Below are 21,895 nucleotides of genomic sequence, written 5' to 3'. Positions count from 1 at the left end.
CCCGGAACGCGAAGCGCCGAGGGCGGGGGGCTCTGCGGCCCCGCCCTCGGCGTACGTTGCCCCGTCAGTACCGGCACGGGCTCGGAGGCTTGTTCACCTCGTCAAGGTCGTCACCTTCAAGGCCGGGTCGCTCGCGATCTCCGACTGCGTGAAGCGTTCGGTGACCCATTGCTTGCGGGAGAAGAGGCGGGTCTGGTCGGTGTAGTGGGGTGAGGCCGGGTTCGCCGACTGTCCGTAGGTGAGCAGGGTGCGGGTGCGGGGGCCGTCGGGGGTCAGCTCGACGGCCATCAGGAAGCTGGTGCCGAACGCGCCGGCGGTCGGGGTGCCGGTGCCCGAGTCGGGGCCCGCCTCCAGGACGTTGAAGCAGCCCTTGTCGCCGTTGCAGCCGGACAGGGGGATGCCCGCCCACTTCTGTACGGTGCCGAGCTCGGTGTCGACCGGCAGGTTACGGGCGGCGAAGTCCTGGACGGCGTCGGCCAGAGCACGCCGGACGCGCATGTCGTCGCCCTTGATGCCACGCGGCGTGGTGAGGGGCTGCGCGGGGTCGTAGGGGATACGGCGCCAGGTGTCGGGGGGCCCGGCCTCGAAGAGGTGGTCGAAGAAGGTGGCCCACAGTGCGGCGCCCCGGCTGAGGGTGTCGGCGCGGGTGTCCCAGCGAGCGAGCGTTGCACAGGCCTGCCGTACGTCGACCTCCTTGCCGTCCGTGGCCGTCAGGCGGGGATGGGCGCGGCACATGCCGACGAGGTCGTCTCGGCCCGTCTCGGCCGACAGCACGCGGTTGCCCAGCGCGGACGCGCGCAGGGTGCGCCCGGTGAAGCCCGGGGCGCCGAGTCCGTCGGTGCCGTCCGCGCGTTCCGCGATCATGCGGAGTCCGAGCTGGGCACGCTGCCCGAGACGCGGGTCGCTGTCGTACGCGCCCGGGAAGCCGGTGAGGGGCGCTTCGGGGTTGGTGTACCGGGGTCCGTTGTTGGAGTTGGCGACGTAGTCGGTGCGGCTGAGCCTCGGCTGGTGGGAGGGGCCGTAGATGCCCGGCACGAGTGCGTCCGGGTCGCTGCCCCAGGCACAGGCCGACGTCGAACCGTCCAGGGCGGAGGGCCCTTCCTCGCTGTCCGGGCGGGCGCAGCGCTCCAGTTGTTCGTCCGTGAGGTGCGGGACGACCGAGGAGTCGGTGAAGTACGTGCCGCCGCTGGTGTCGGCCGCGAGGGTGTAGGTCCAGGGGATGCCCTGGTAGGTGTTCTGGGCGGTGCGCAGCTGGGCGAGGTTCCGGGCCTTGCCCATGGCCAGCCAGGTGTTCATGGAGCGGAGGTTGTCGGCGTTGGCGTCGCGGACGGCGTAGGCGGTCTTGGTGGTCCAGCCGGAGGACAGGACGGGGCCGAAGCGTGAGGTGTACAGGGTCCGGTCGACGGTCGACAGCTTGCCGTTGCCGGTGCGGACGGTGACGGGGACCGTTCGGGATGTCATCCGCTCCGTCCTGCCGTCCACCACATAGCCGGTCGGGTCGCCGGGCACCAGTTTCAGCGCGTAGAACGAGGTGTGCTGGGCGTCGCTCGCGGTGTGCGTCCAGGCGAGGTTGCGGTTGTGGCCGATCTCGACCAGCGGTGTGCCGTACAGGCCGGCGCCGGACACGTCCAAGGTGCCGGGGATCGTCAACTGCACCTGATAGAAGTGGAAGTTGCCGCCGACCCAGGGCAGGTGCGGGTTGGCGAGGACCATCGCGTTGCCGGTACGGGTGGCGTCCCGGCCCAGTGCCCAGCCGTTGCTGCCGAAGTCGGCGGCGGGACCTCGGCCGAGTGTGGCGAAGGGCGACGGGGTCCTTCTGCCGGATGTCCCGGCGGTCGCTCCCGTGTGCTCGCCGGCCGCCGTCGGAGGGGTCGCTTCGCCGATGTCCGGCGCCAGCGGCACCGCCCCGGTCGCGCCGTTGAGGTCGTGCACGATGCCCCACACGTCGAGGGAGGTGACCTGCCGCACCCAGGCCTTGCCCTTGCAGCGCGGGTCCGGCAGCTTGTCGACGCCCGTGTCCCGCAGATAGCGGTTGTACCCGGCGGCGTACCCCTCGACCATCCGCCGCAGCTCCGCGGTCGGCCCCAGCGGCGCCTTTTGATCGAGCAGCCTTTGGACGGTGCCCGCGCGCAGCTGGCCCCCGTAGTACGTGTCGCTCGCCAGGTTGGAGCCCTCGGACTCCCCGTCGGGCCCGAAGAACCGGGACCGCTCACCGCGCATTGTCACTACCTGGTCGGCGAGTTCGCACACGTTGTCCTGCGCGAACGCATAGCCGTAGCCGTAACCGAGCCCGTCGAAGTCCCGCGCCAGGATGTGCGGGACGCCGTACTCGGTCCGGCTGATCCGGGCCGTGTGCCCGCCGTCGGCCACCGTGTCGCCGCCCGGCCCCGTCGCGGCGGACGAGGACGCGGGCAGCAGCACCATGGTGGCCGAGGTGAGACAGAGGGCAGCCGCGATGGCAGCCAACTGCCCTGACAGTAAAGCTTTATGACACTTCATCAGTGTTCTGGATCCACCCATGACCCCACCCTTCAGGGCGAACGCACAAGGTGGCATCCGGCCCCCGGCGGAGTTTCGGGGCGGCGCGTCAGTCCCGGGGTGTACGTCTGTCGGTCAGCGGGTGTACGCCTTCGGGCTCTGTCGGCGTGCAAGTCCCGTGTGCGGCCGGGCGAACGGTGAGCTGTTCGTCGTCGCGCTATGCGCCGGGGCGATCCTCCTGCTCCGCCAGGTCCTTGATCGCGCCGAGGCGACGTTCCCACTGAGCGGCGAGGCCGTCCAGCCAGCGCGTCGCCTGCCGCAGGGGGCGCAACTGCGCTTCGTAGCGGACCTCGCGTCCGGCGCGCCGACCGAGCACCAAACCCGCGCGATCCAGGACTGCCAGGTGCTTGGCCACCGCCTGACGGGTCACAGGGAGGGCGGCGGCCAGCGAAGTGGGCGTTGCGCCTCCTTCGCGGACGAGTGTGGCGAGGATCTGACGCCGGATCGGGTCGGCCAGTGCCAGGAAGACGTCCTCGGGGACTCGTTCGTCGCCGGTGGCAGCGCTCATACCGCAGGGCGTTCGCTGTGCTCGCGCAGGTGATCAAGCTTGCTGGGCCAGTTCTGGCTGTTCGCCCGGTGACGGTCGGCCCTCTCGTCGATCGACAGGCCAAGTCGCGAGAAGCCGCTCTCGACCATGGTGAGCCGGGTGTTACCGGTGGCTTCGTCAATGGTCAGTGCGAACTCGACCAGGGTGGCGTTGTCGTCGGTCGGCTCCTCACCGGCGGCGCCTTGGGACCAGCGCCAGGAGAAGGTGCGGGGCGGCTCGATCGTCTGTATGCGGGCGGGGATGGAGCCGTGGACACCGTGATCGAAGAGGAGGAGGCCCCCGGTGCGGAAGTCCATCTTGACGGGCACCCCGCTGCCGAACCAGCGCCCCAGGAAGGCTGGTTCGGTCAGCACCGACCAGACCCGCTCCGGAGAGGCGTTGATCACGATGGCGCGTTCGATGGCGTCGGGAATCATGAAGACCTCGTCTCGTCCAGATGTGCTACCTCAAGGTTGCATATCCGCTGACGCACGCGCAACCCACAGGTTGCATGTCAGCCCGGGACGCACTCATGCACACGCCCTCACCCCGCGCCGGTCGACGCGCCGCAAAGCGCGCGGCACGCCGTGCCTGGCAGTGGTGCTCGTCAGGTTCTGCAGGCTAGGACTCCCCCTCGGTCGTCACCTCGAAGGTGTTGAGGAAGCCGCAGACGAGCTGGTAGAAGCCGACGGTGATGACGAGGTCGGCGAGCTGGTTCACCGTCAGGATCTCCAGCGCCTCGTCACGTGCGGCGTCGTCCAGGGTGTGCCGGGTGAGCAGCCGGTCCGTGGCGGCGAGAACGGCGGCTTCGGGTGCGGACAGCTCCTTCGCGGAGCCGGTCCCGGCGGCCGCGATCGCTTCCTCACCGAGTCCGACACGGCGGGCGATGTTCTCGTGGTGGTGGAGCTCGTACGCCGCCCCGTAGGCATGACCGACCCGGACAATGGCGAGTTCACGCAGGGTGTCCGGCAGCGAGTTCTGCTGCAGGACCGCATCCCCCAGTGCCAGCATGCCCGGCGCCAGGGCCGGTGAATGCATGATCATCCGGAAGACGTTGAGCGAGCCGTGCGCGGTCACGGCCTCCTGCAGTTCCGCGGGCAGAGCGGAGAGGTCCGGGTACTCCATGTCGGCTCCGTTCGAGAGGGCGATGGACCGCGCAGGGTCCGCACGCGGTGGACGCGTTGAACACCATATGGGCTCAGTGATCGCTGCAACCCACCGTGCTCGCACTCGAGTTGATCGAGCACCCTATCCCTCGGGGCGGACGCTGATCAGGTCGGACGCTCCACCGTGCGGCGGATCGGCTGGTCCAAGACCGAGCGCCCGCACTCCCCCCTCGGCTACCTTCCACCCGACGAGAAGGCTCGGCGAGAAGAAAGGTTCAGCCAGATGAGCTTCAGGACCCAGCCGACCGCCCAGGTCGACGAGACGGCCACGATCGGCGACGGAACGACGGTCTGGGATCTCGCCCAGGTACGCGAGGACGCCCGGCTGGGCAGCGGCTGCATCGTGGGCCGTGGAGCGTATGTCGGGCCGGGGGTGCGGATCGGCGACAACGTGAAGCTGCAGAACTACGCGCTGGTGTACGAACCCGCGGTGCTCGGTGACGGCGTGTTCGTCGGCCCGGCGGCGGTCCTCACCAACGACCACTCCCCCCGCTCGGTGGACCCGCTCGGCCGGCTGAAGCGCGGTGGCGACTGGGAGGCCGTGGCGGTGGTGGTGGCCGAGGGGGCGTCGCTGGGGGCCCGTTCGGTATGCGTGGCGCCGGTGCGCGTCGGCCGTTGGGCGTTGGTCGCGGCGGGCGCCGTGGTGACCCGGGATGTGCCCGACTTCGCGCTCGTGGCCGGTGTTCCGGCCCGCCGGATCGGCTGGGTCGGCCGGGCCGGCGTGCGACTGATCGCGCGGGAGGGCGAGCCGGGCGGATGGAAGTGCCCGGAGACGGGCGCGCTGTACGACGAGAAGGATGGCGAACTCATCGAGCGGGCGTAACTCCCGAATTCTCAAAACGCCAATCCTCGAACATCTTCAGGCATAACATGTGTGCGATCTGTGCAGACTGTGCGCAGTGAGCACGCGAACCAGTAGTGCCCAGGGGGGGTACCGGGTGGGGACAACTGTGCCTGAAGCGTGGAGTGACAACCGCTGCGGCGTCTGACGTCCGCCTTTCCGCCGCGTGACCATCCGCGACGTGGCGATCACAAGTCTGCTCAAAAACGGACCCACAGGGGGGTTGGTGTGCCCAAACGATGACCATTACACGTCTGGCGGCGCTCGGTCATGAGGAGCCCGCGCTGCTCGCACTCGCCCAACGTCTCCTCGAGGTCGCCGAGTCGGGGCTCGCGCCGATGCTGCTCCCCGGCGGCGAGGCCTTCGCCTTCACCATGGCCGGGCGGAAGACCCCCGGCGGTTCCTGGACCTTGGAACGGCGCGGGACCAGCACCCGGTACGCGGCCATCACCGCACTGGGTGCCCGGTTCCTTCCCGAGGAGCGCCAGTGCGCGGTGCTCGGAGGGCGCAGTGCCCAGGAGTTCACGGGCCTGCTGGTCGAGGCCCTGCCCGGGGTGACCAATCTCGGTGACGCGGCGCTCATCGCCTGGGCCGCCGCCGAGACCGGGCACCCCAAGCTGTCCGACGCTCTCGCCCGGGTCGATGCCCTGGACGAGGAGGGCCGGCCCCAGTACACCGTCGAGGCGGCGTGGGCGCTGTCCGCCCTCGCGGCGGCGCGCGGCACGGTCGACGTGGAGAGACGTTTCTCCGGAGCCCGCGACCGTCTGCTGCGGTCCCGGATCGGGGACAGTCCGCTCTTCCCGCACGCCACCGGGCCGGGCCTGGTGCCCTGGTACCGGGCGCATGTGAGCTGCTTCGCCGACCAGACCTACCCGCTCCAGGCCCTGGCCCGCGCACACGCCGGCGCGGACGGGGGCGGCGACCCGGAGGCGCTGGCCGCGTCCGAGGCGTGCGCGGCGCGCATCTGTGAACTGCAGGGCGAGGGCGGGCAGTGGTGGTGGCACTACGACGCGCGCACCGGTGGTGTCGTGGAGGGCTACCCGGTCTACAGCGTCCACCAGCACGCGATGGCGCCCACCGCCCTGTTCGATCTCGCCGACGCGGGCGGCAGCGATTTCGGCGCGTCGATCCGCAAGGGCCTGCGCTGGATGAAGGACGTGCCCGAGCTGGCCGAACGCCCCGAGAACCAGGAGCCGTTGATCCTCGACGAGCTCGGCGCCACCTGGCGCAAGGTCTACCGGGGCGACCCGAAGAAGGCCGTACGCGCCGCCCGAGGACTCGGCACCCGAGTGGCTCCGAACCTCCGGCTGAAGTTGCTGGACCGGGTCTACCGCCCGGTCTCCGTGGACCGTGAATGCCGGCCGTACGAATTCGGCTGGATGCTCTACGCCTGGCAGGGGGGCCAGATATGACGGAGCGTCAGTCCCTGTTCGGGATCGAGCTCGACCCGTTGACCATGGACGAGACCGTGGAGCGCTGTCTCGAAGCGGTCCGCGACGGCAGGCAGCTGGAGATCGGGGTGGTCAACGCCGCGAAGCTGGTGAACATGCGGCGGGACGACCGGCTCGCCCGGGCCGTGGCCGGCTGCGATCTGGTCCTCGCCGACGGCCAGGCCGTGGTCTGGGCCGGCCGGGTGCTGCGGGCCCCGCTGCCGGAACGGGTGGCCGGTATCGATCTGTTCCTGCGGCTGCTGGCCGAGGCGGAATCGGCGGGGATGTCGGTGTACTTCCTCGGCGCCAAGGAGGAGGTGCTGGAGCAGATGCTGCGCCGGGTGGCCGACCGCTTCCCGGGCCTGAAGGTGGCCGGCAGCCGCAACGGTTACTTCGACGACGAGCAGCAGGAGTCCATAGCCGGCGCGATCGCCGACAGCGGCGCCCAGATGCTGTTCCTCGGCATGACCTCACCCAAGAAGGAGATCTTCACCGCCGCTTACGGCGAACGCACCGGCGCCCGCGTCGTGCACGGGGTCGGCGGTTCCTTCGACATCCTGGCCGGGGTCACCAAGCGAGCCCCCGAGTCCTGGCAGCGGTGGGGAGTCGAGTGGCTCTACCGCGCACTCCAGGAGCCGCGCCGCCTGGGGCGGCGCTACCTCACCACCAATGCTGCCTTCCTCCTCATGACGGCGCGCGAGTTCATCCGGCTCACCCCGTCGCCCGCTTCCGCGAACAGGAGTCACTGATGCGCGTCGTCGTGGTTGGACAGGGATACGTCGGCCTCCCACTGGCCATCCGCGCCGCGGAGGTCGGACACGAGGTGATCGGCTACGACGTCGACGCCCGGCGGGTCAAGAGCCTTGCCGCCGGTGAGTCCTTCGTGGAGGACGTCTCCTCCGAGCGGATCCGCGCGGCACTGGACCGCGGCGCCTACCGCCCGAGCGAATCGGCCCGTGACTGCGCCGGTTTCGACATCGCCGTCGTGACCGTGCCGACCCCGCTGCACGAGGGCACCCCCGACCTCCGGTACATCCAGGAGTCGGCGATCACCCTGGCCCGCTATCTGCGCCCCGGCGCGACCGTCGTCCTGGAGTCGACCACCTATCCCGGCACCACCCAGGAGCTGTTCGCCCCGATCCTGGAGGACGGCTCGGGCCTGACCGCGGGGGCCGACTTCCACCTCGGCTACAGCCCGGAACGGATCGACCCCGGAAACGCCGTGTGGGGTTTCCAGGAGACCCCGAAGGTCGTGTCCGGCGTCAACGAGGCGTCACTCAAGGCCGTTCAGGACTTCTACGCGCAGCTCGTCGACACCACCGTGCCGGTGAGATCGCCGAAGGAGGCCGAACTCGCCAAGCTCCTCGAGAACACCTTCCGCCATGTGAACATCGCGCTGGTCAACGAGATCGCGATGTTCGCCCACCACCTGGACATCGACGTCTGGCAGGCCATCGACGCCGCCTCCACCAAGCCGTTCGGCTTCATGAAGTTCACGCCGGGACCGGGCGTAGGGGGCCACTGTCTGCCGATCGACCCCTCGTACCTGTCCTGGCGGGTGCAGCGCGAACTCGGCCAGAGCTTCCGCTTCGTGGAACTGGCCAACGACATCAACAACCACATGCCCGAGTACGTGGCGCGCCGTATCAGCGATCTGTTCAACGAGAGACGTCGCTCCGTGAACGGCTCGCGCATCCTGCTCCTCGGCCTGGCGTACAAGAAGAACACCGGCGACGCCCGCGAGTCGCCCGCCCTGCGCATCTCCCAACTGCTGCTCGACATGGGAGCCCAGGTCAAGGCGGCGGACCCGCACGTCGTCGAGAGCCTGCCGGTGGACACCCGGCTGGTGCGGGTCGAGCCCGCGCCGGAGGAGCTGGCGGCGGCCGACGTGGTGGTCCTGCTCACCGACCACGACAGCTTCGACTACGAACTCATCGCCGAACACGCCCCGTTCGTGCTCGACTGCCGACGGCGGCTGCCGTCAGGACCCACCATCGAGGTGCTCTGAACCCATGCCGCGCATCATCTGTGTCGCCGGGGCGCGACCCAACTACATGAAGATCAAACCGGTGATGGACGCCCTGGAACGCCGGGGCGCCGAGGTGATCCTCGTCCACACCGGCCAGCACTACGACCCGGCCATGAACGACGTGTTCTTCGCCGACCTCGGCATCCGCCCGCCCGACCGCTTCCTCGGGGTCGGCTCGGGCACCCACGCCGAGCAGACCGGACGCGTGATGACCGCGTTCGAGCCACTTCTCGGCGAGGTGTCCCCGGACATCGTCGTCGTGGTCGGCGACATCAACTCCACCCTGGCCTGTGCCCTGGTCACGGCCAAGGCCGGGCCGCTGCTCGCGCACGTGGAGGCCGGTCTGCGCAGCCGCGACTGGAGCATGCCGGAGGAGGTCAACCGCGTCGCCACCGACCGGGTCAGCGACTACCTGCTGGCCCCCTCGCCCGACGCCGCCGAGAACCTGCGCGCGGAGGGGTACCGGGACGACCAGATCCACCTCGTCGGCAACGTCATGATCGACACGCTGCTGGCCAACCTGGAACGGGCCAGGGCCTCGGACGTCCTCGGCCGGTTCGGCCTGACCGCGGGCGAATACGGTCTGGTCACCCTGCATCGCCCGGCCAACGTGGACGACCCCGAAGTCCTCGCCGGACTCCTGAAGGCCCTGGGCGAGATCGCCGGCCGTTGCCCGCTCGTGCTGCCCGTGCACCCGCGCGCCGCCGGACGGCTGGCGGACATCGGCGTCCCCGGCGGTATCCGGCTCGTACCCCCCGCCGGATACCTGGACTTCATCGCCCTGCAGGACTCCGCCCGCCTCGTGCTGACCGACTCGGGCGGCATCCAGGAGGAGACCACCGCCCTGGGCGTGCCGTGCGTGACGCTGCGGGACAACACCGAGCGGCCCATCACCGTCGAGCAGGGCACCAATGTGCTGGCCGGCCGGGATCCGGCGCGCATCGTGACCACCGTGCACGGGGTGCTGGACGCTCCGCCCGCGCCGCGCCGGCCCGAGCTGTGGGACGGCCGCGCGAGTGACCGAATCGCCGAGGTGCTGCTGGGGGGAGGCACCGCGAGCACACGGCCGAGACCCACCGACCAAACTCTCCCCATATGATCCGCTTGCAACATATGCTCGTCGAACATCAGGTCGCTAGGGGGGACCACCATGGATCTCGCTGAGATCTTCCGGGTCATGCGCAGGCGTTGGTACGTCCTGCTGCCCGGACTGCTGCTCACCGTCGGTCTCGCGGTCGCTGTGACCGTGGTGGTTCCGGTCACCTATCAGTCCCAGAGCACGGTGGTTCTGCTGAACTCCCAGAAGGCCACCGTGGCTTACGACGGCAACCCCTTCCTCAGCACCCAGACCTCGCTCACCGGCATGGCCGACAGCCTGGCCCGCAACCTCAACTCCGATGTCTCCGTCCGGGAGCTCAAGTCCCGTGGCGCGACCGGCACGTTCGCGGCCAAGCTCGCCGACAACGCCCAGGGGCCGCTCATGTGGCTCACCGTCACCGGCACCGACAAGGCCGCCGTCCTGGCCTCGGACCGCATCCTGACCACGTACGCCAAGGAACGGCTGGAGCAGTTCCAGAACCAGCAGTCGGTCGCCCAGAAGGCCATGATCCGCATGACCACCATCGTGGCCCCGCAGAACCCGGTGGCGCAGACCAAGACGCGGCTCGAGTACATGGTCATGGCCGGAGGCCTGGGCTTCGTACTCACCATGGCCGCCGCCTTCTACGTCGAGGCGCGCAAGCGGTCGCACAAGCCCGAGCCCGGCGCGAAGGTCCGGCGCACCGCGCCGGAACAGGAGAGCACCGCTCTCCTGCCGTCGGCCGGGGAACCGGTCGTGGACGAAACGCTTGCCATCCGGCGGCCGCCCAGCTGGTCGCGGTCCGCCGAGGACGGGCCGGCCGCCGCCGAGTCCAAGGCACCCCAGCCCGTCATGGCCGTGGCGTCCGCCGCCGAGCCGCTCGATGAGGAGTCGACTCATGGACACCGCCCGCACACCGGCCGGCGAGACCGCTGAGTCGAGCGACGCCCCCGCTCCTCCCGCTCCCGAACCCCCCGCTTCTCCCTCGTCTTCTCCCTCTCTCGGCACGAAGGTCCGCTCGGCGGCCCGGTGGAGCCTGATCAACACCGTCGTCATGCGCCTGGGCAACTTCGCGACCGGCATCGTGCTGGCGCGCTTCGCCCTGGGACCCGCGGAATGGGGCGTGTACGGCATCGCCCAGACCGTACTGCTGGTCCTGCTGTCCGCGAACGAGCTGGGCGTGGGCCTCGCCATCGTGCGCTGGGAGGGGGACGCGCGGAGGTTCGCGCCGACCGTGCTGACCCTCAGCGCCCTCTCCAGCGGCCTGCTCTACGTGGCGCTGTTCGCGGCGGCACCGACGGTGGCCGGACTGCTGGGCTCGCCGGACGCCGCGGGCGTCCTGCGGGTGATGTGCCTGTGCGTGGTGATCGACGGCGTGGCACAGGTGCCCGGCGGGTTCCTCACCCGTGAGTTCGCCCAGGGCAAGCGGATGCTCATCGACGGCCTCAACTTCGTGATCAGCACCTCGGTGACGCTGCTGCTGGCCTTCGAGGGCTGGGGCGCGATGAGCTTCGCCTGGGGAGCCGTGGCGGGGAACGTCGTGACGCTGATCGGCTGCGGTCTCGCGGCGCCGGGCACCCTGAAGTTCGGCTGGGACCCCGGACAGGCCCGGGCACTGCTCAGGTTCGGACTTCCGCTGGCGGGGGCGAGCATGCTGGCCCTCGCGGTGGTCAACGTCGACACCATGGTCGTGGGCGCGACGCTGGGCAACGTGTCCCTGGGCTTCTACGTGCTCGCCTTCAACATCTCCGGCTGGCCGGTGCGGATCATCTCCGAGGCCGCCCGCCGGGTCTCCTTCGCCGGATTCTCCCGTCTGGCTGAGTCCCCGCAGGCGCTCGCCCAGGGCTTCAGCCGCGCCCTGGGCGTACTGATCACCGTCACCGTCCCGCTCTGCGTGCTGCTGGCCGGCCTCGCGGAGCCGATCATCCACCTGGTCTACGGCGGCCAGTGGGTGCCCGCCGCCGCGGCACTGCCCTGGCTGATGGCCCTCGGCCTGATCCGCATCGGCAGCGAACTCGCCTACGACTGCCTGGTCGCGATCGGACAACGCCGGTCGCTCTTCCTGGTGCAGGGCCTGTGGCTGGCGGCCCTGATCCCGGTGCTCCTCCTCGCCGCCCGTCTCAACGGCATCGTCGGAGTCTCACAGGCCCATGTCCTGGTCGCCGGCGGCATGGTGGTGCCCGTCTTCCTGTTCGCCCTCAGCCGCGGAGGCATCGGCGTCGGCCGGATCGCCAGGGCCTGCGCGTGGCCCTTCCTCGGCGGGGCCGTGATGGCCGTGATCGTCCTCGGCCTGGAGCGCCGCTTCGGCGACGGCCGGATCGCGCTCCTCGCCATCGGCACGATCGCCCTGGCCGCCTACACGGTGTGCGTACTGCCCAGCCGCGACTTCCTGCGCGGCGTCGACCGCACCCACCGCGGCCGGCACCGGTCGCCCGCACCGGTCCGGCCGACCCAACAAGACATGAGGTGAACCGGATGTTACGGCGTACCAGCCGGAACTCGCTCGCGGGGCTGCTGCTTGCGGCCCTGCTGGCGGTCGTCGGCGTGGCCTGCTCGGGATCGGACAAGTCCGCGTCGCCGCAGGGCCGGCCCGCGTCGTCGCACTGCCCGGACGACGCACTGACCTGCCCGGCGAGCGGATCCTCGCCGTCACCGAGCGCCGGTGCATCGACCGCGGTCGGCGAGGCGACCGCGAAACCCAGCACCTCGCCGTCCGCGACGGGGAGGGCCACCTTGTCGGCGAGCGCGAGCGGCGCGTCCGACAAGCCCGCGGCCAAGGCCGCCTGCGCCTCTCCCCGCGCCTGTGGCTTCCCCGACGCCGACACCACCGGCCCGCGTATCCCCCTCACACACCACAAGACCGGCTACAAGGCCATCCGCACCAACGGGATGGTCATCCGGGGATGGGACCTCGCCGGCTCGCTCGACATCTACGCGAACAACGTCACCGTCATCGACTCCAAAATCACCTCGGACAGCTGGTGGGGCGTCAACCTGCGCCCCGGCTACAGCGGTCTGCGGGTCCTGCACTCCACCATCACCGCCGTGCCCGGCAAGGGGCCGGACAACGGCGGCGTGGACTACGCGGTGTCGAACATGGCGACCAGCTCCGTCGAGGTCGGCTGGTGCGACGTCTCGGTGTTCGGCGACGCCCTGGCCATGGGACAGGGCAACCTGCACGACAACTACGTGCACGACCTCGCCCCGTTCATCAACCGGGGCGGCGAGTGGCAGCACACCAACGCGGTGATCAGCAGCGGCGGCAACACCGGACGTCTGATCATCCGTCACAACACCCTGCTGAACCCGACCAGCCTCAAGGAGGGCGCCTCGGGCAGCATCGGCCTGTTCGCGGACACCGGAGTGGTCCGCAATGTCACCGTGGACCACAACTGGATCGCCGGCGGCGCGTACGCCCTCTACGGCGGTGACACGGGCGCCACCGGGATCAAGGTCACCGACAACGTCTTCTCGACGCAGTACCACCGCAACTCCGGCGGATACGGTGTGGTCGCCCACTGGAACGAGGGCGGCGCCGGGAACGTGTGGAGCAACAACCGGATGTCCGACGGCCGTCCGGTCACCCCGGAGCCGTCCTCGTGAGCGGCATCCTGGTGCGCCGTGTCACGCGGGCGCCCTGGACGCTGCTGAAGGCGGCGTTCGGCTGGCTGGTGCTCTTCGAGACCAGGAACAAGATCCTGCTGGCCCCCTCCGCCGTGCGACTGCGCCGCGTCGAGGACGCCGAGACCCGGCGGCTGGCCTCGGGTCTGCCGTCGCCGCCCTCGGCCCTGGTCGCCACGGTGATCGCCACCCACCGACGCCCGGAGGCACTGCGCGCCGCGGTGCGCTCGGCCCTGGACCAGACCGTTCGCGACCAGGTGGTCATCGTGGTCGACGACGGCGCCGGACTGCCCGAACTCCCCGACGATCCGAGGCTGTTCGCCGTCTCACTGGCGGGCAACACCGGCGTGGCGGGCGTCGTGCGCAACGTGGGCATCCGCCTCACTCGCTCGCGGTACGTGGCGTTCCTGGACGACGACAACCTGTGGGAACCCGACCACCTGGAACGGGCGCTTGCGGTCCTGCAGTCCCCCGGCGGACCCGACGGCGTGTACACCGCGCTGCGCCGGGTCCTGCCGGACGGAAGCGAGAAGGACGTCCTTTCGGTGCCCTACGACCGGCGCCGGGCCGCCCGCGAGGCCTTCCTCGACACCAACGCCTTCGTCGCCCGCCGCACCCGCTCCCTCCACTTCAGCCGTCTGCGCCGGACACCGGAGGTGCTGCCCCGGGAGGACTGGGAGCTGATCCGCCGCTACGGGCGCGGGCACCGGGTGCTCCATGTGCCCCACCCCACCGTTCGGTACCTGATGAACCCCGCCAGCTTCTACACGCAATGGCACCGGCCCAGTTGACGTGCTCTCCTTCCGCTCCGACCACAGGTGGTTGATCCCATGGCCCGCTCCCGAGCCCTCAGAAACAGATTCGTCGACGCACCCGGCTCACTGGGCGAACGGCTGCGCATCGCCCGCTGGGAACGGTTCCGGCGCTGCTTCCCCGGCATCGAGAACATGAGCGTCGTGGACCTCGGCGGGACGGCCGAGATGTGGCTGCGTGCTCCGGTGCGCGCCAAGCACGTCCACCTGATCAACCTGGAGCAACACCCCGCCGAGCTGCCCTCCTGGATCACCGCGGAGAACGCCGACGTCACCGACCCGGCTGTCGCCGCCGAACTGAGCGGCAAGGGCGGCTACGACCTGGTGTTCTCCAACTCGACCATCGAGCACGTGGGGGGCCACAGCCAGCGGCAGAAGTTCGTCTCCGCGGTCGAGCAACTGGCTCCCCTGCACTGGATCCAGACGCCGTACCGCTACTTCCCCGTCGAGCCGCACTTCGTGGCGCCCGGCTTCCAGTTCCTGCCCCTGGCCGCCAGGGCCCGTCTCGTACGGCACTGGCCGCTCGTCCACAGCCGCCCCGACAGCCCGGAGTCGGCGATGAACGCCGTGATCAACATCGAGCTGCTGACCCGCACCGAAATGCGCTACCTGTTCCCCGCATCGGTGCTCCTCAGCGAGCGGGTGCTCGGTGCGCCGAAGTCCCTCATAGCCGTAAGAACGGAGGCCGCATGCTGAACAACCTCATCAACAGACATGACGCGGACCGGCTGCTGCGCAAGGTGCGGAAGCTGGAACTCGACCCGGTGCTCGCCAAGTTGCGCGTACGCGGTGGCGCACGGGTGGTCCAGCACTGGTCCCGGGTCGACCCGTCGCTGACCGAGTGGTGGGCGATCCCGGCGGTCGTCAAGCGGTGGAACCTGCTGATGACCGGCGACGAGGGCACCTCTTTTCCCGAGTACGTCGCCGCGAAGCACTTCGCGCCCCGCACCGATCTGCGCGGCCTGTCGCTGGGGTGCGGCACCGGCGGAAACGAGCTGCTCTGGGCGAAGACCGGCGCGTTCGGTCTCCTGGAGGGCGTGGACGTGGCGCAGCAGCGCATCGACTTCGCCACCCGCGCCGCCGCCGAGAACGGTCTCGACGACGTGCTGCGCTTCCGGGTCACCGACGTCAACCGGATGGCCGCGGACGGGGAACGCTTCGACGTCCTGCTGGGCCTGCAGTCGCTGCACCACTTCGACAACCTCGACGAGACCCTGCCACGTCTGTCCCAACTGATCGAGCCCGGCGGGATGTTCGTGATCGACGAGTTCGTCGGACCCACCCGGTTTCAGTGGACCGACGGTCAACTGGAGGCGGCGAACGCTCTGTTGGCCCAGTTCCCCGAGGAGCGGCGGCGGCTGGCCGACGGCCGGATCAAGCGCCGTGTGGTGCGGCCCAGCAGACTGTCGATGGTGCTGGACGACCCCTCGGAGGCGGTCGACGCGGCGGCACTGCTGCCGGGCCTGCGGCGCCATTTCGACGTCGTCGAGGAACGGCCGTACGGCGGCACGGTGCTGCACATCGCGTTCTCCGGGATCGCGCACAACTTCCGTGACCAGGAGCCGGAGACGCTGGCACTGCTGGACCGCTGTTTCGCGGCGGAGGACGCGGCGTTGCCGGAGGTGGGGCACGACTTCATCGCGATGGTGTGCCGGCCGAGGAGTGCGGGCCAGGGGGTGTCTTGAAAGTCCTGTGCGGTGCCCGCGGTGTTCGGTGCGTGCCCTCGGCGTGCCGGACGAAGACCCTCGTACTGGACGTACTTGGGACTTCGGCCGGTGCGGCGAGGGTGCGTGCCGGGCGCCGCGGGTGCTGTGCGGAACTTTCAAAACACCCCCTGGCAACCCGCTTCCGCCGGCGGCCGACGGGCCACCCCCGCCTCAGGCGGGGTGGCGCGTTCTCCTGCGTCCGAGGCGCCGCATCATGGGCATCTCGACGAACCGGTGCATGAGCCCCGCGAGCACCATGGAGAGGGCGAGCGTTCCGAAGATGAGCGTCCATGCCTTCGCCGGCCCCGAACCCTGAGCGTCGAGCCCCCGCATCACATCCACGATCACGGACTGATGGATCAGGTAGAAGGCGAAGGAGATCTCTCCCAGCCACACCGCGGACCGGCTCCGCCACACACTCCGCTTCCCCTCGACGTCGGCGACGGCCACGGCAGGGATGAGCAGCGCGAAGGGGATCACGGTGACGGCCGACGTCTCCGCGTCCGGCGGGAAGTACGGCGTCACGGCATACGCGACGACGAGGAGTACGGCGATGGACCACACGGGAATCCGCGGCCAACGCCCGCTCTTCACGACGAGCGCCATCAGGATCCCCAGCACGAACTCCAGCAGGCGGACCGGCGGGAAGATGTAGACGAACCAGTAGTGCCGCTCGGCGGGCAGGAACGTCGCCGCCACGGGCACCGCGAACACGGCCGCCACGCACACCGCGGCGCTCGCCCACAGCCGCTGCGGGCGGATGCGGCCGAGCACCGGCAGCAGCGCCGGGAAGAGGGCGTAGAAGAACGCCTCGCACGCGAGCGACCAACTGACCGAGTTCGCGCCGAAGTAGACGCCCGGGTCCGGCCACCACGCCTGGACGAGCCCCAGGTTCGCCGCTCCGACGAGGAACCCCACCGCGTGGCCGGTCGCATAGAGCCCGACGACGGAGATGACGAAGGCCACGACGTAGTTCGGGTAGATCTTCGCCGCTCGACGCCGCCAGAAGGCGCGAGCGGTGTCTCCCGGCAGTGCCGACCATGTCAGGACGAAGCCGCTGAGGACGAAGAAGAACGAGACGCCCACCGCTCCGGCACCCGCCGTGCGGGCGAACGCGTGCTGCGTCGACGACGTGGCCAGCAGCCCCGATATCGAGATGTGGAAGCAGAAGACGAGGAAGGCAGCGACGAACCGGAGCCCCGTCAGCGAGGGGAGCCTCGATCCGTCGGTCAGCGTTCCAGCGGGCCTGTCCGATCTGTCGGTGACCTTCACTGCACTCATGAACCCCCCTGAGCCCCGTAAGTAGAAGAGACGGTCCGGCGCTCCGCGTGAAGCGCCGCGGTGTGCCGAATCACGTGCGCGATCACGGTCCCGGCGTGGCGCGCAGGGCGCCCGGCCGGGCGAGGGCGGCGGCGGCCGCTCGGCTGGCCGGTCGGCCGAGCGCGGCGCGTGATGTCTCCCGGAGCAGCACGGCGGTGCGGAAGGCGGCCGTGGCGAGCGGGCCGTGCCGGCGCCGGTAGAGGCGGACGCGGTTGAGGGTGAGGAGCGTCCACAGGCGGGGCGACACCTGGGAGTCACCTCCCAGGTGAACGGCCTCGGCCGACGGCTCCAGTCGGGTGGCGTATCCGCGGTCCCGTGCCCGCAGGCAGTACTCGGTCTCCTCCGAGTAGAGAAAGAAGGACTCGTCCCACGGACCGCAGGCCGCCAGGCAGTCGGCCGAGATGGCCATCAGCGCACCGGTCGCCCAGTCCGCACGCGTGGGCCGCTGATACGCGGCGGGGTCGGTGACGAGCTCGCTCAGAGGCGGGAAACGCCCGGCCCTGGTGTTGCCGATCACGGCTTCGCCGAGGGCCCGGAGCACACTCGACTCACGGCGCAGCGAGTGATGCGGGGTGTCCCTGCCCTCTTCGTACAAAAGGGGTACGGCGATGCCGACTCCGTCCCCGAGTCCGTCCACGAGACGTTTGGCGCAGCCCTGCCGCATCCGGATGTCGGGGTTGCAGATGAGTACGGCCCCGTATTCACCGGCCGCACCCAGCGCCGCGTTGACCCCGGCCGCGTACCCGGCGTTGCGGCCGGTCTGTACGACGGTGGCGTCGGGGGCCAGCTCCCGGAGAACGTCGACGGTGTCGTCGGCGGAGTCGTTGTCGGCGACGACGAGCCGCCAGTCGAGGCCGGCCATGCCGTCGGGCAGCGCGGCGAGGAACCCGGGCAGCACCGAGGCGCTGTTCCAGGTGACGACGATGACGGCGACGGGACTCATCGGGACTCCACGAGTTGGGGGAGCTCGGCTTCGGACGCCCTTTCGGGGTCGGAAGCCTTGCGGGGGGCTGGGTTCGCGGCGGCGGCCGCCTCACGACGGGTGAAGCCGAGGTAGCTGCCACCGGCGCCCAGGGTGAGGAAGAACATCCCGGCGTACATGGGGAAGCTGAGCGCGTCGAAGGTGGCGCTGATGACCAGGGCGACCAGTGCCGAGGCGAGGAAGGCCTGCCCGAGCTCGCGGTCCGATTCGGTGCGGGCGAGCCGGCGGATGGCACCGCCCTGGTGCATCCCGGTGATGAACAGGACGAGCAGGGCGACCAGTCCCAGGGCGCCCGTCTCGGCCAGGGTCAGCATGTACTGGTTGTCCGTGAAGAAGTACAGGTCGGGGGTGAAGGTGCCGAATCCCCGCCCGAACCAGGGGCGTTCGCTGAGGTAGGGGACGATCGCGCTGTACTTCACGGTGCGCGCCTGGGTACTGCTGTCGGAGTTGGACAGGAAGCTGGCGAACAGGTTGGTGATGGTCCCGATCAGCCCGGGGATGATCACCTTGAAGCCGGCCACCGAACCCAGGATGATGCCGATCGCGGCCCAGCGGCGCTGCGGCTTCCAGCGGGGCACCATCACCAGGATCGCGATGAAGGCGCCGATGATGGACGTCCGGGACACCGTGAGCGGAAGGGCACCCGCCATGATCGCCACCGGGGCCCAGCGCCTCAGCGCGCCGGCGTGCCGGCGCACCGGGTCGAACGCCTGGTGGACGGCGAAGGGAACGAGGATGGCGAGCATCCCCCCGAACTCCAGCGGATGGGCCGTGGTGGAGCGGGGGCGGGTGAACGAGCCGCGGTCCATGGCGCTCATCCCGGCGGAGTTGGAGTGCAGGCCGGGGATGTGGATGGAATCGGCGATGTTGGTCGCGGCGAAGAAGTCGTAGTAGCCGATCAGGGCGACCACCGTGCCGAGGACGACGAGCCGGCGCATCAGGGTCTCCAGCCGGCTGCGGTCCTGGATGCCGGCCGAGGCCAGCACGACCAGCGCCACCCACACCCCGAGCCCGATGATCCCCCGGTCGGCTCCGAGTACCTCCTCGTGCGAGCTGCTGCGGATCGCGGCGGCGAGGTACGACAGCAGTACCGCGGCGGCGAGCAGGCACATCGCCACGCGGGGCAGCCTGGTGCCCTTCGCCGGGAGGATGCGGCCGCCGAGCCAGGTCGCGAGGTACCAGAGAAGTCCCAGCAGGGCGAAGACGTTGGCCGGGGTGCCGACGCCGCCCAGCGCGGGCAGGGTCAGGTTCGACGGGACGAAGAACGCCAGCACCAGATAGCCGGTGAGGATCGTCGTGGCGTCCAGTCTCCGCACCAGCAGGCCCTTGGGCCGCTCGGGAGGCCTGGCACGATGACGCCGGGGAACGTACTCGGCCAGGGCGCGTCCGCGCCGGCGTACCACCGCGACGCCCTCGGCCAGGATGGACAGCAGGAACGCGCTGACGACACCGATGATGACGACCGACGCGATGCCCTGGTAGCGGCCCTTCGACTGCGGGACGGGTGTCTGCGGCAGGACGACCGGCGCGGTCTGCACGGCGTACACCTTCGGCACCTTGGAGGCCGCCTGCAGGGCCTTCAGCTGCTCCCCGGTGAAGTTGGTGAGGGCGGCGGTCTCGCGGAGCACCTTCGCCCGGTCGGTTCCGGTGACGCTCAGGGTGAGCAGCGGGCTGTCGGCCTGCGGCGCGAAGCCGACCGTGTACTGGTCCGTGACGCCGCGGGAGTGCAGTTCCTTGGCCGAGTCGCTCGACTGGAGCGTCCTGATCAGCACGTCGGCCGTGACGACCAGCGAACCGCCCGCGTTCGACAGGGGGTTGCCGAAGGTCGGGGCCAGTTCGGCGATCGCCGTGGAGTCGAGGAGTGTGACGGAGCTCTGCGATTCGTAGGACACCGGGATGGTCCGGTACAGATACCCGCCCGCGAGCAGACTGAGCAGGGTGAGGGGCACCATGAAGTACCAACGCCTGCGCATGATCGCCAGGAGGTCGGCAAGGCTCATGAGAACTCCCTTTCGGTGGCGGCTCGCTGCGGCGCCTGCGAGGATCGGGGGCGACGGAAGGAATCCCTGTGTCGCCTCGTGACGTCGCCGAAGCGCTGCTCCGCCGCTGGTACGTACTGCTGCTCGCGCTCGCGCTGACGGCCGCCGGAGCGTACAAGGTGCTGCACTCCGCGCCGCAGTACCTGAGTTCGGCGGTGGTCGTCCTCAAGCCGCCCGTGACCGGAAACCAGCCGAATCAGCTGACGAACCTCCAACCGCCGCTCGCCACGCTCTCGTACGGGGTCATCCAGCAGCTCGAGTCGCCCGCCGGGCGCAAGGAGCTGGACTCCGCCGGTGTGCAGGGGTCGTTCCAGCTGATCCCGCGCAACAGCGGCACCAGCGCGACGCCGCGCTATCTGATCCCCTCGGTGCAGGTGCAGGCGCAGCGGGCCGGCGCCGTCGAGGCCGACAGGGCGGTCAGCCGGATCATCGAGGTCTACACCAAGCATGTGACGGACCTGCAGGACTCGCAGCAGATCGCCCCCGGGTCGCGGATCAGCGCCTCTGTCCTGGTCGCGCCGAGTGCCGCCCCGGTGCAGGGCACCAGAAGCCGCGCCCTGGCCGGTACGGCGCTGCTGGGCGGGATCTTCGGGATTCTGGGCGCCCTGTGGTGCGACCGGTACGCGCTGCGGCGCAGGAAGCGGAAGGACGGCTCCCCGGAACCGGTCCGCCGCACGGCAGGGGTTCCGGTGGCCAACTGAGCTGAACCGATCACGCATCAGACACCGCGGCGCTTCCACGACTCCCACCACAGCCACTCCCGCCCGCGCTCGGCGACGGCCGACCACACCAGGGGCTGCAGGTACGGCATGGCCTTCGGCCCGATCCGTCGGCGCAGCCGCAGTGCGCGGTACTCGGGCAGCGCGGCGTATCCGGGCAGGCACTGTTCCGCGAACGCCACGCATTCGTCGACCGGTACGACGCCGGTACGGCCCCGGTCGTAGGCGCGGTAGGCCCGGCGCAGGGCATAGCGGGCGAGTCGGGTGTGGACCTGGTCGGCCAGCCGGTCGGCGTGGGGCAGCCGGTCGGCGCACTTGTCGAGGACCGAGTCGAAGGCGACGAGGCGCTGGCGCAGGTCGTCGAGTTGGCCGCCGAAGTCGACGGTGGACATGTTGTTGCCGTGGACGCGGTAGAAGGCCTGGTCGGCGCCGCGTACGTAGCCGACGTCGGCGTGCGCTGCGAGCCGCATCCACATCTCGATGTCGCCGGCGTGGGGAAGGGCGGGGTCGTAGCCGCCGACCTTGCGCTGGAGGCTTGTGCGCACGACGACTTCGGGTGAGGTGATGCAGCCGGTGCCCTCGCGGAAGCGGCGCTCCAGCCACCACTGGCCGGGGTGCACGACCGAGCCGGTGCTCTGCGTACGGGCCTTCGGCAGCGGTCCGCCGTGCTGGAAGCGCAGGGGGCGCCCGTAGGCGAACCCCGCCTCGGGGTGGGCGTCCAGAAGCCGGGCGGCCCGCACCAGCGCGCCCGGGACCAGCCGGTCGTCGGCGGACAGGAGGGCCACGTAGTCGCCGTCGGCCCATTCCAGGAGGCCTTCGTTGTACGTGGCGATGTGGCCCTTGTTGGTCTCGTGGACGTGGACCTCGATCCGCGGGTCGGAGGCGGCCAGTTTGAGCGCGACCTCCGCCGAGTCGTCGGGCGAGGCGTCGTCGATGATGAGTACCCGGACGTCAACGCCGTCCTGCTCGTCCAGGACGCTGCTCACGCAGTCGGCGAGGAAATGGCCGTACTTGTAGCAGGGGATCACAACACTGACGCTGCTCATCGGTGGGGAAGCCAATCCCCGTCGAGGGGGCGCCCCCCGGCC

At 70.2% G+C, this 21,895-nt stretch carries 20 protein-coding genes; 12 read left to right on the top strand and 8 right to left on the bottom strand.

Annotated elements, in window-relative coordinates; genetic code table 11:
* Positions 1 to 93: 93 nt before the first annotated feature.
* The 4 genes from ABZS97_RS14430 to ABZS97_RS14415 all read right to left on the bottom strand — a co-directional run bounded on the left by ABZS97_RS14430 (position 94) and on the right by ABZS97_RS14415 (position 4,189).
* On the bottom strand, positions 94 to 2,466 hold the full coding sequence (locus ABZS97_RS14430) for a penicillin acylase family protein (protein WP_356137386.1): 2,373 nt from the start codon (positions 2,464 to 2,466) through the stop codon (positions 94 to 96).
* Positions 2,467 to 2,695: 229 nt separating this feature from the next.
* Positions 2,696 to 3,046: a metalloregulator ArsR/SmtB family transcription factor gene (locus ABZS97_RS14425; RefSeq protein ID WP_356137384.1), complete on the bottom strand. Its 351-nt coding sequence runs from the start codon at positions 3,044 to 3,046 to the stop codon at positions 2,696 to 2,698.
* Positions 3,043 to 3,501, bottom strand: coding sequence for an SRPBCC domain-containing protein (locus ABZS97_RS14420; RefSeq protein ID WP_356137382.1), 459 nt, complete (start codon positions 3,499 to 3,501; stop codon positions 3,043 to 3,045). Before ABZS97_RS14420 ends, ABZS97_RS14425 begins: the two co-directional genes overlap by 4 nt.
* Positions 3,502 to 3,685: 184 nt before the next feature.
* Complete coding sequence (locus ABZS97_RS14415; protein ID WP_356137380.1) at positions 3,686 to 4,189, bottom strand: carboxymuconolactone decarboxylase family protein; 504 nt, start codon at positions 4,187 to 4,189, stop codon at positions 3,686 to 3,688.
* A 264-nt stretch (positions 4,190 to 4,453) separates the two neighbouring features.
* Here ABZS97_RS14415 and ABZS97_RS14410 point away from each other — a divergent pair, with 264 nt between their 5' ends.
* The 11 genes from ABZS97_RS14410 (at position 4,454) to ABZS97_RS14360 (ending at position 15,726) form a co-directional block, all read left to right on the top strand.
* Complete coding sequence (locus tag ABZS97_RS14410; protein WP_356137378.1) at positions 4,454 to 5,053, top strand: acyltransferase; 600 nt, start codon at positions 4,454 to 4,456, stop codon at positions 5,051 to 5,053.
* 257 nt (positions 5,054 to 5,310) lie between these two features.
* Positions 5,311 to 6,483: a hypothetical protein gene (locus ABZS97_RS14405; protein ID WP_356137376.1), complete on the top strand. Its 1,173-nt coding sequence runs from the start codon at positions 5,311 to 5,313 to the stop codon at positions 6,481 to 6,483.
* Positions 6,480 to 7,250 carry a WecB/TagA/CpsF family glycosyltransferase gene (locus ABZS97_RS14400; RefSeq protein ID WP_356137374.1) on the top strand — a complete coding sequence of 257 codons (771 nt, stop codon included), beginning with the start codon at positions 6,480 to 6,482 and terminating at the stop codon, positions 7,248 to 7,250. The genes ABZS97_RS14405 and ABZS97_RS14400 overlap by 4 nt, the downstream gene beginning before the upstream one ends.
* The gene (locus tag ABZS97_RS14395; protein ID WP_356137372.1) at positions 7,250 to 8,509 is read left to right on the top strand and encodes a nucleotide sugar dehydrogenase; all 1,260 of its coding nucleotides are present in this window, start codon (positions 7,250 to 7,252) and stop codon (positions 8,507 to 8,509) included. The genes ABZS97_RS14400 and ABZS97_RS14395 overlap by 1 nt, the downstream gene beginning before the upstream one ends.
* A 4-nt stretch (positions 8,510 to 8,513) precedes the next feature.
* Positions 8,514 to 9,629, top strand: a complete 1,116-nt coding sequence (gene wecB, locus ABZS97_RS14390) for a UDP-N-acetylglucosamine 2-epimerase (non-hydrolyzing) (protein WP_356137370.1) — start codon at positions 8,514 to 8,516, stop codon at positions 9,627 to 9,629.
* Positions 9,630 to 9,680: 51 nt separating this feature from the next.
* Positions 9,681 to 10,544 carry a Wzz/FepE/Etk N-terminal domain-containing protein gene (locus ABZS97_RS14385; RefSeq protein ID WP_356137368.1) on the top strand — a complete coding sequence of 288 codons (864 nt, stop codon included), beginning with the start codon at positions 9,681 to 9,683 and terminating at the stop codon, positions 10,542 to 10,544.
* Positions 10,507 to 12,078 carry a lipopolysaccharide biosynthesis protein gene (locus ABZS97_RS14380; RefSeq protein ID WP_356137366.1) on the top strand — a complete coding sequence of 524 codons (1,572 nt, stop codon included), beginning with the start codon at positions 10,507 to 10,509 and terminating at the stop codon, positions 12,076 to 12,078. The genes ABZS97_RS14385 and ABZS97_RS14380 overlap by 38 nt, the downstream gene beginning before the upstream one ends.
* 5 nt (positions 12,079 to 12,083) lie before the next feature.
* Positions 12,084 to 13,211, top strand: a complete 1,128-nt coding sequence (locus tag ABZS97_RS14375; protein WP_356137364.1) for a hypothetical protein — start codon at positions 12,084 to 12,086, stop codon at positions 13,209 to 13,211.
* On the top strand, positions 13,208 to 14,020 hold the full coding sequence (locus tag ABZS97_RS14370; protein WP_356137362.1) for a glycosyltransferase family 2 protein: 813 nt from the start codon (positions 13,208 to 13,210) through the stop codon (positions 14,018 to 14,020). The genes ABZS97_RS14375 and ABZS97_RS14370 overlap by 4 nt, the downstream gene beginning before the upstream one ends.
* Before the next feature lie 39 nt (positions 14,021 to 14,059).
* Positions 14,060 to 14,737 carry a class I SAM-dependent methyltransferase gene (locus tag ABZS97_RS14365; protein ID WP_356137360.1) on the top strand — a complete coding sequence of 226 codons (678 nt, stop codon included), beginning with the start codon at positions 14,060 to 14,062 and terminating at the stop codon, positions 14,735 to 14,737.
* Entirely contained in the window at positions 14,731 to 15,726 is a 996-nt protein-coding gene (locus ABZS97_RS14360; RefSeq protein WP_356137358.1) for a class I SAM-dependent methyltransferase, read from the top strand. The genes ABZS97_RS14365 and ABZS97_RS14360 overlap by 7 nt, the downstream gene beginning before the upstream one ends.
* 192 nt (positions 15,727 to 15,918) lie before the next feature.
* On the opposite strand, the gene ABZS97_RS14355 is transcribed toward ABZS97_RS14360, so the two are convergent.
* The 3 genes from ABZS97_RS14355 to ABZS97_RS14345 form a co-directional block, all read right to left on the bottom strand.
* Positions 15,919 to 17,028, bottom strand: coding sequence for an acyltransferase (locus tag ABZS97_RS14355; RefSeq protein WP_356137356.1), 1,110 nt, complete (start codon positions 17,026 to 17,028; stop codon positions 15,919 to 15,921).
* Positions 17,029 to 17,110: 82 nt separating this feature from the next.
* The gene (locus ABZS97_RS14350) at positions 17,111 to 18,010 is read right to left on the bottom strand and encodes a glycosyltransferase family 2 protein (RefSeq protein WP_356137354.1); all 900 of its coding nucleotides are present in this window, start codon (positions 18,008 to 18,010) and stop codon (positions 17,111 to 17,113) included.
* Entirely contained in the window at positions 18,007 to 20,049 is a 2,043-nt protein-coding gene (locus ABZS97_RS14345; protein ID WP_356137350.1) for an O-antigen ligase family protein, read from the bottom strand. The genes ABZS97_RS14350 and ABZS97_RS14345 overlap by 4 nt, the downstream gene beginning before the upstream one ends.
* 68 nt (positions 20,050 to 20,117) lie before the next feature.
* Between ABZS97_RS14345 and ABZS97_RS14340 the strand changes: the two genes are divergently transcribed.
* Positions 20,118 to 20,789, top strand: coding sequence for a hypothetical protein (locus ABZS97_RS14340; RefSeq protein ID WP_356137348.1), 672 nt, complete (start codon positions 20,118 to 20,120; stop codon positions 20,787 to 20,789).
* A gap of 17 nt (positions 20,790 to 20,806) precedes the next feature.
* On the opposite strand, the gene ABZS97_RS14335 is transcribed toward ABZS97_RS14340, so the two are convergent.
* The gene (locus tag ABZS97_RS14335; RefSeq protein WP_356137346.1) at positions 20,807 to 21,853 is read right to left on the bottom strand and encodes a glycosyltransferase; all 1,047 of its coding nucleotides are present in this window, start codon (positions 21,851 to 21,853) and stop codon (positions 20,807 to 20,809) included.
* Positions 21,854 to 21,895 lie beyond the last annotated feature (42 nt).

The sequence above is a fragment of the Streptomyces sp. NPDC005485 genome (assembly GCF_040606085.1).
Classification (GTDB): domain Bacteria; phylum Actinomycetota; class Actinomycetes; order Streptomycetales; family Streptomycetaceae; genus Streptomyces.
This window is presented reverse-complemented; position numbering and strand designations above follow the sequence as displayed.

Excerpts from the sequence above, each read along its gene's own strand:
- ABZS97_RS14355 (WP_356137356.1), bottom strand. The coding sequence starts at position 17,028 with ATGAGTGCAGTGAAGGTCACCGACAGATCGGACAGGCCCGCTGGAACG.
- ABZS97_RS14395 (WP_356137372.1), top strand. The coding sequence starts at position 7,250 with ATGCGCGTCGTCGTGGTTGGACAGGGATACGTCGGCCTCCCACTGGCC.
- ABZS97_RS14420 (WP_356137382.1), bottom strand. The coding sequence starts at position 3,501 with ATGATTCCCGACGCCATCGAACGCGCCATCGTGATCAACGCCTCTCCG.
- ABZS97_RS14350 (WP_356137354.1), bottom strand. The coding sequence starts at position 18,010 with ATGAGTCCCGTCGCCGTCATCGTCGTCACCTGGAACAGCGCCTCGGTG.
- wecB (WP_356137370.1), top strand. The coding sequence starts at position 8,514 with ATGCCGCGCATCATCTGTGTCGCCGGGGCGCGACCCAACTACATGAAG.
- ABZS97_RS14410 (WP_356137378.1), top strand. The coding sequence starts at position 4,454 with ATGAGCTTCAGGACCCAGCCGACCGCCCAGGTCGACGAGACGGCCACG.
- ABZS97_RS14405 (WP_356137376.1), top strand. The coding sequence starts at position 5,311 with ATGACCATTACACGTCTGGCGGCGCTCGGTCATGAGGAGCCCGCGCTG.
- ABZS97_RS14360 (WP_356137358.1), top strand. The coding sequence starts at position 14,731 with ATGCTGAACAACCTCATCAACAGACATGACGCGGACCGGCTGCTGCGC.
- ABZS97_RS14400 (WP_356137374.1), top strand. The coding sequence starts at position 6,480 with ATGACGGAGCGTCAGTCCCTGTTCGGGATCGAGCTCGACCCGTTGACC.
- ABZS97_RS14415 (WP_356137380.1), bottom strand. The coding sequence starts at position 4,189 with ATGGAGTACCCGGACCTCTCCGCTCTGCCCGCGGAACTGCAGGAGGCC.
- ABZS97_RS14335 (WP_356137346.1), bottom strand. The coding sequence starts at position 21,853 with ATGAGCAGCGTCAGTGTTGTGATCCCCTGCTACAAGTACGGCCATTTC.
- ABZS97_RS14380 (WP_356137366.1), top strand. The coding sequence starts at position 10,507 with ATGGACACCGCCCGCACACCGGCCGGCGAGACCGCTGAGTCGAGCGAC.
- ABZS97_RS14425 (WP_356137384.1), bottom strand. The coding sequence starts at position 3,046 with ATGAGCGCTGCCACCGGCGACGAACGAGTCCCCGAGGACGTCTTCCTG.
- ABZS97_RS14385 (WP_356137368.1), top strand. The coding sequence starts at position 9,681 with ATGGATCTCGCTGAGATCTTCCGGGTCATGCGCAGGCGTTGGTACGTC.
- ABZS97_RS14345 (WP_356137350.1), bottom strand. The coding sequence starts at position 20,049 with ATGAGCCTTGCCGACCTCCTGGCGATCATGCGCAGGCGTTGGTACTTC.
- ABZS97_RS14365 (WP_356137360.1), top strand. The coding sequence starts at position 14,060 with ATGGCCCGCTCCCGAGCCCTCAGAAACAGATTCGTCGACGCACCCGGC.
- ABZS97_RS14375 (WP_356137364.1), top strand. The coding sequence starts at position 12,084 with ATGTTACGGCGTACCAGCCGGAACTCGCTCGCGGGGCTGCTGCTTGCG.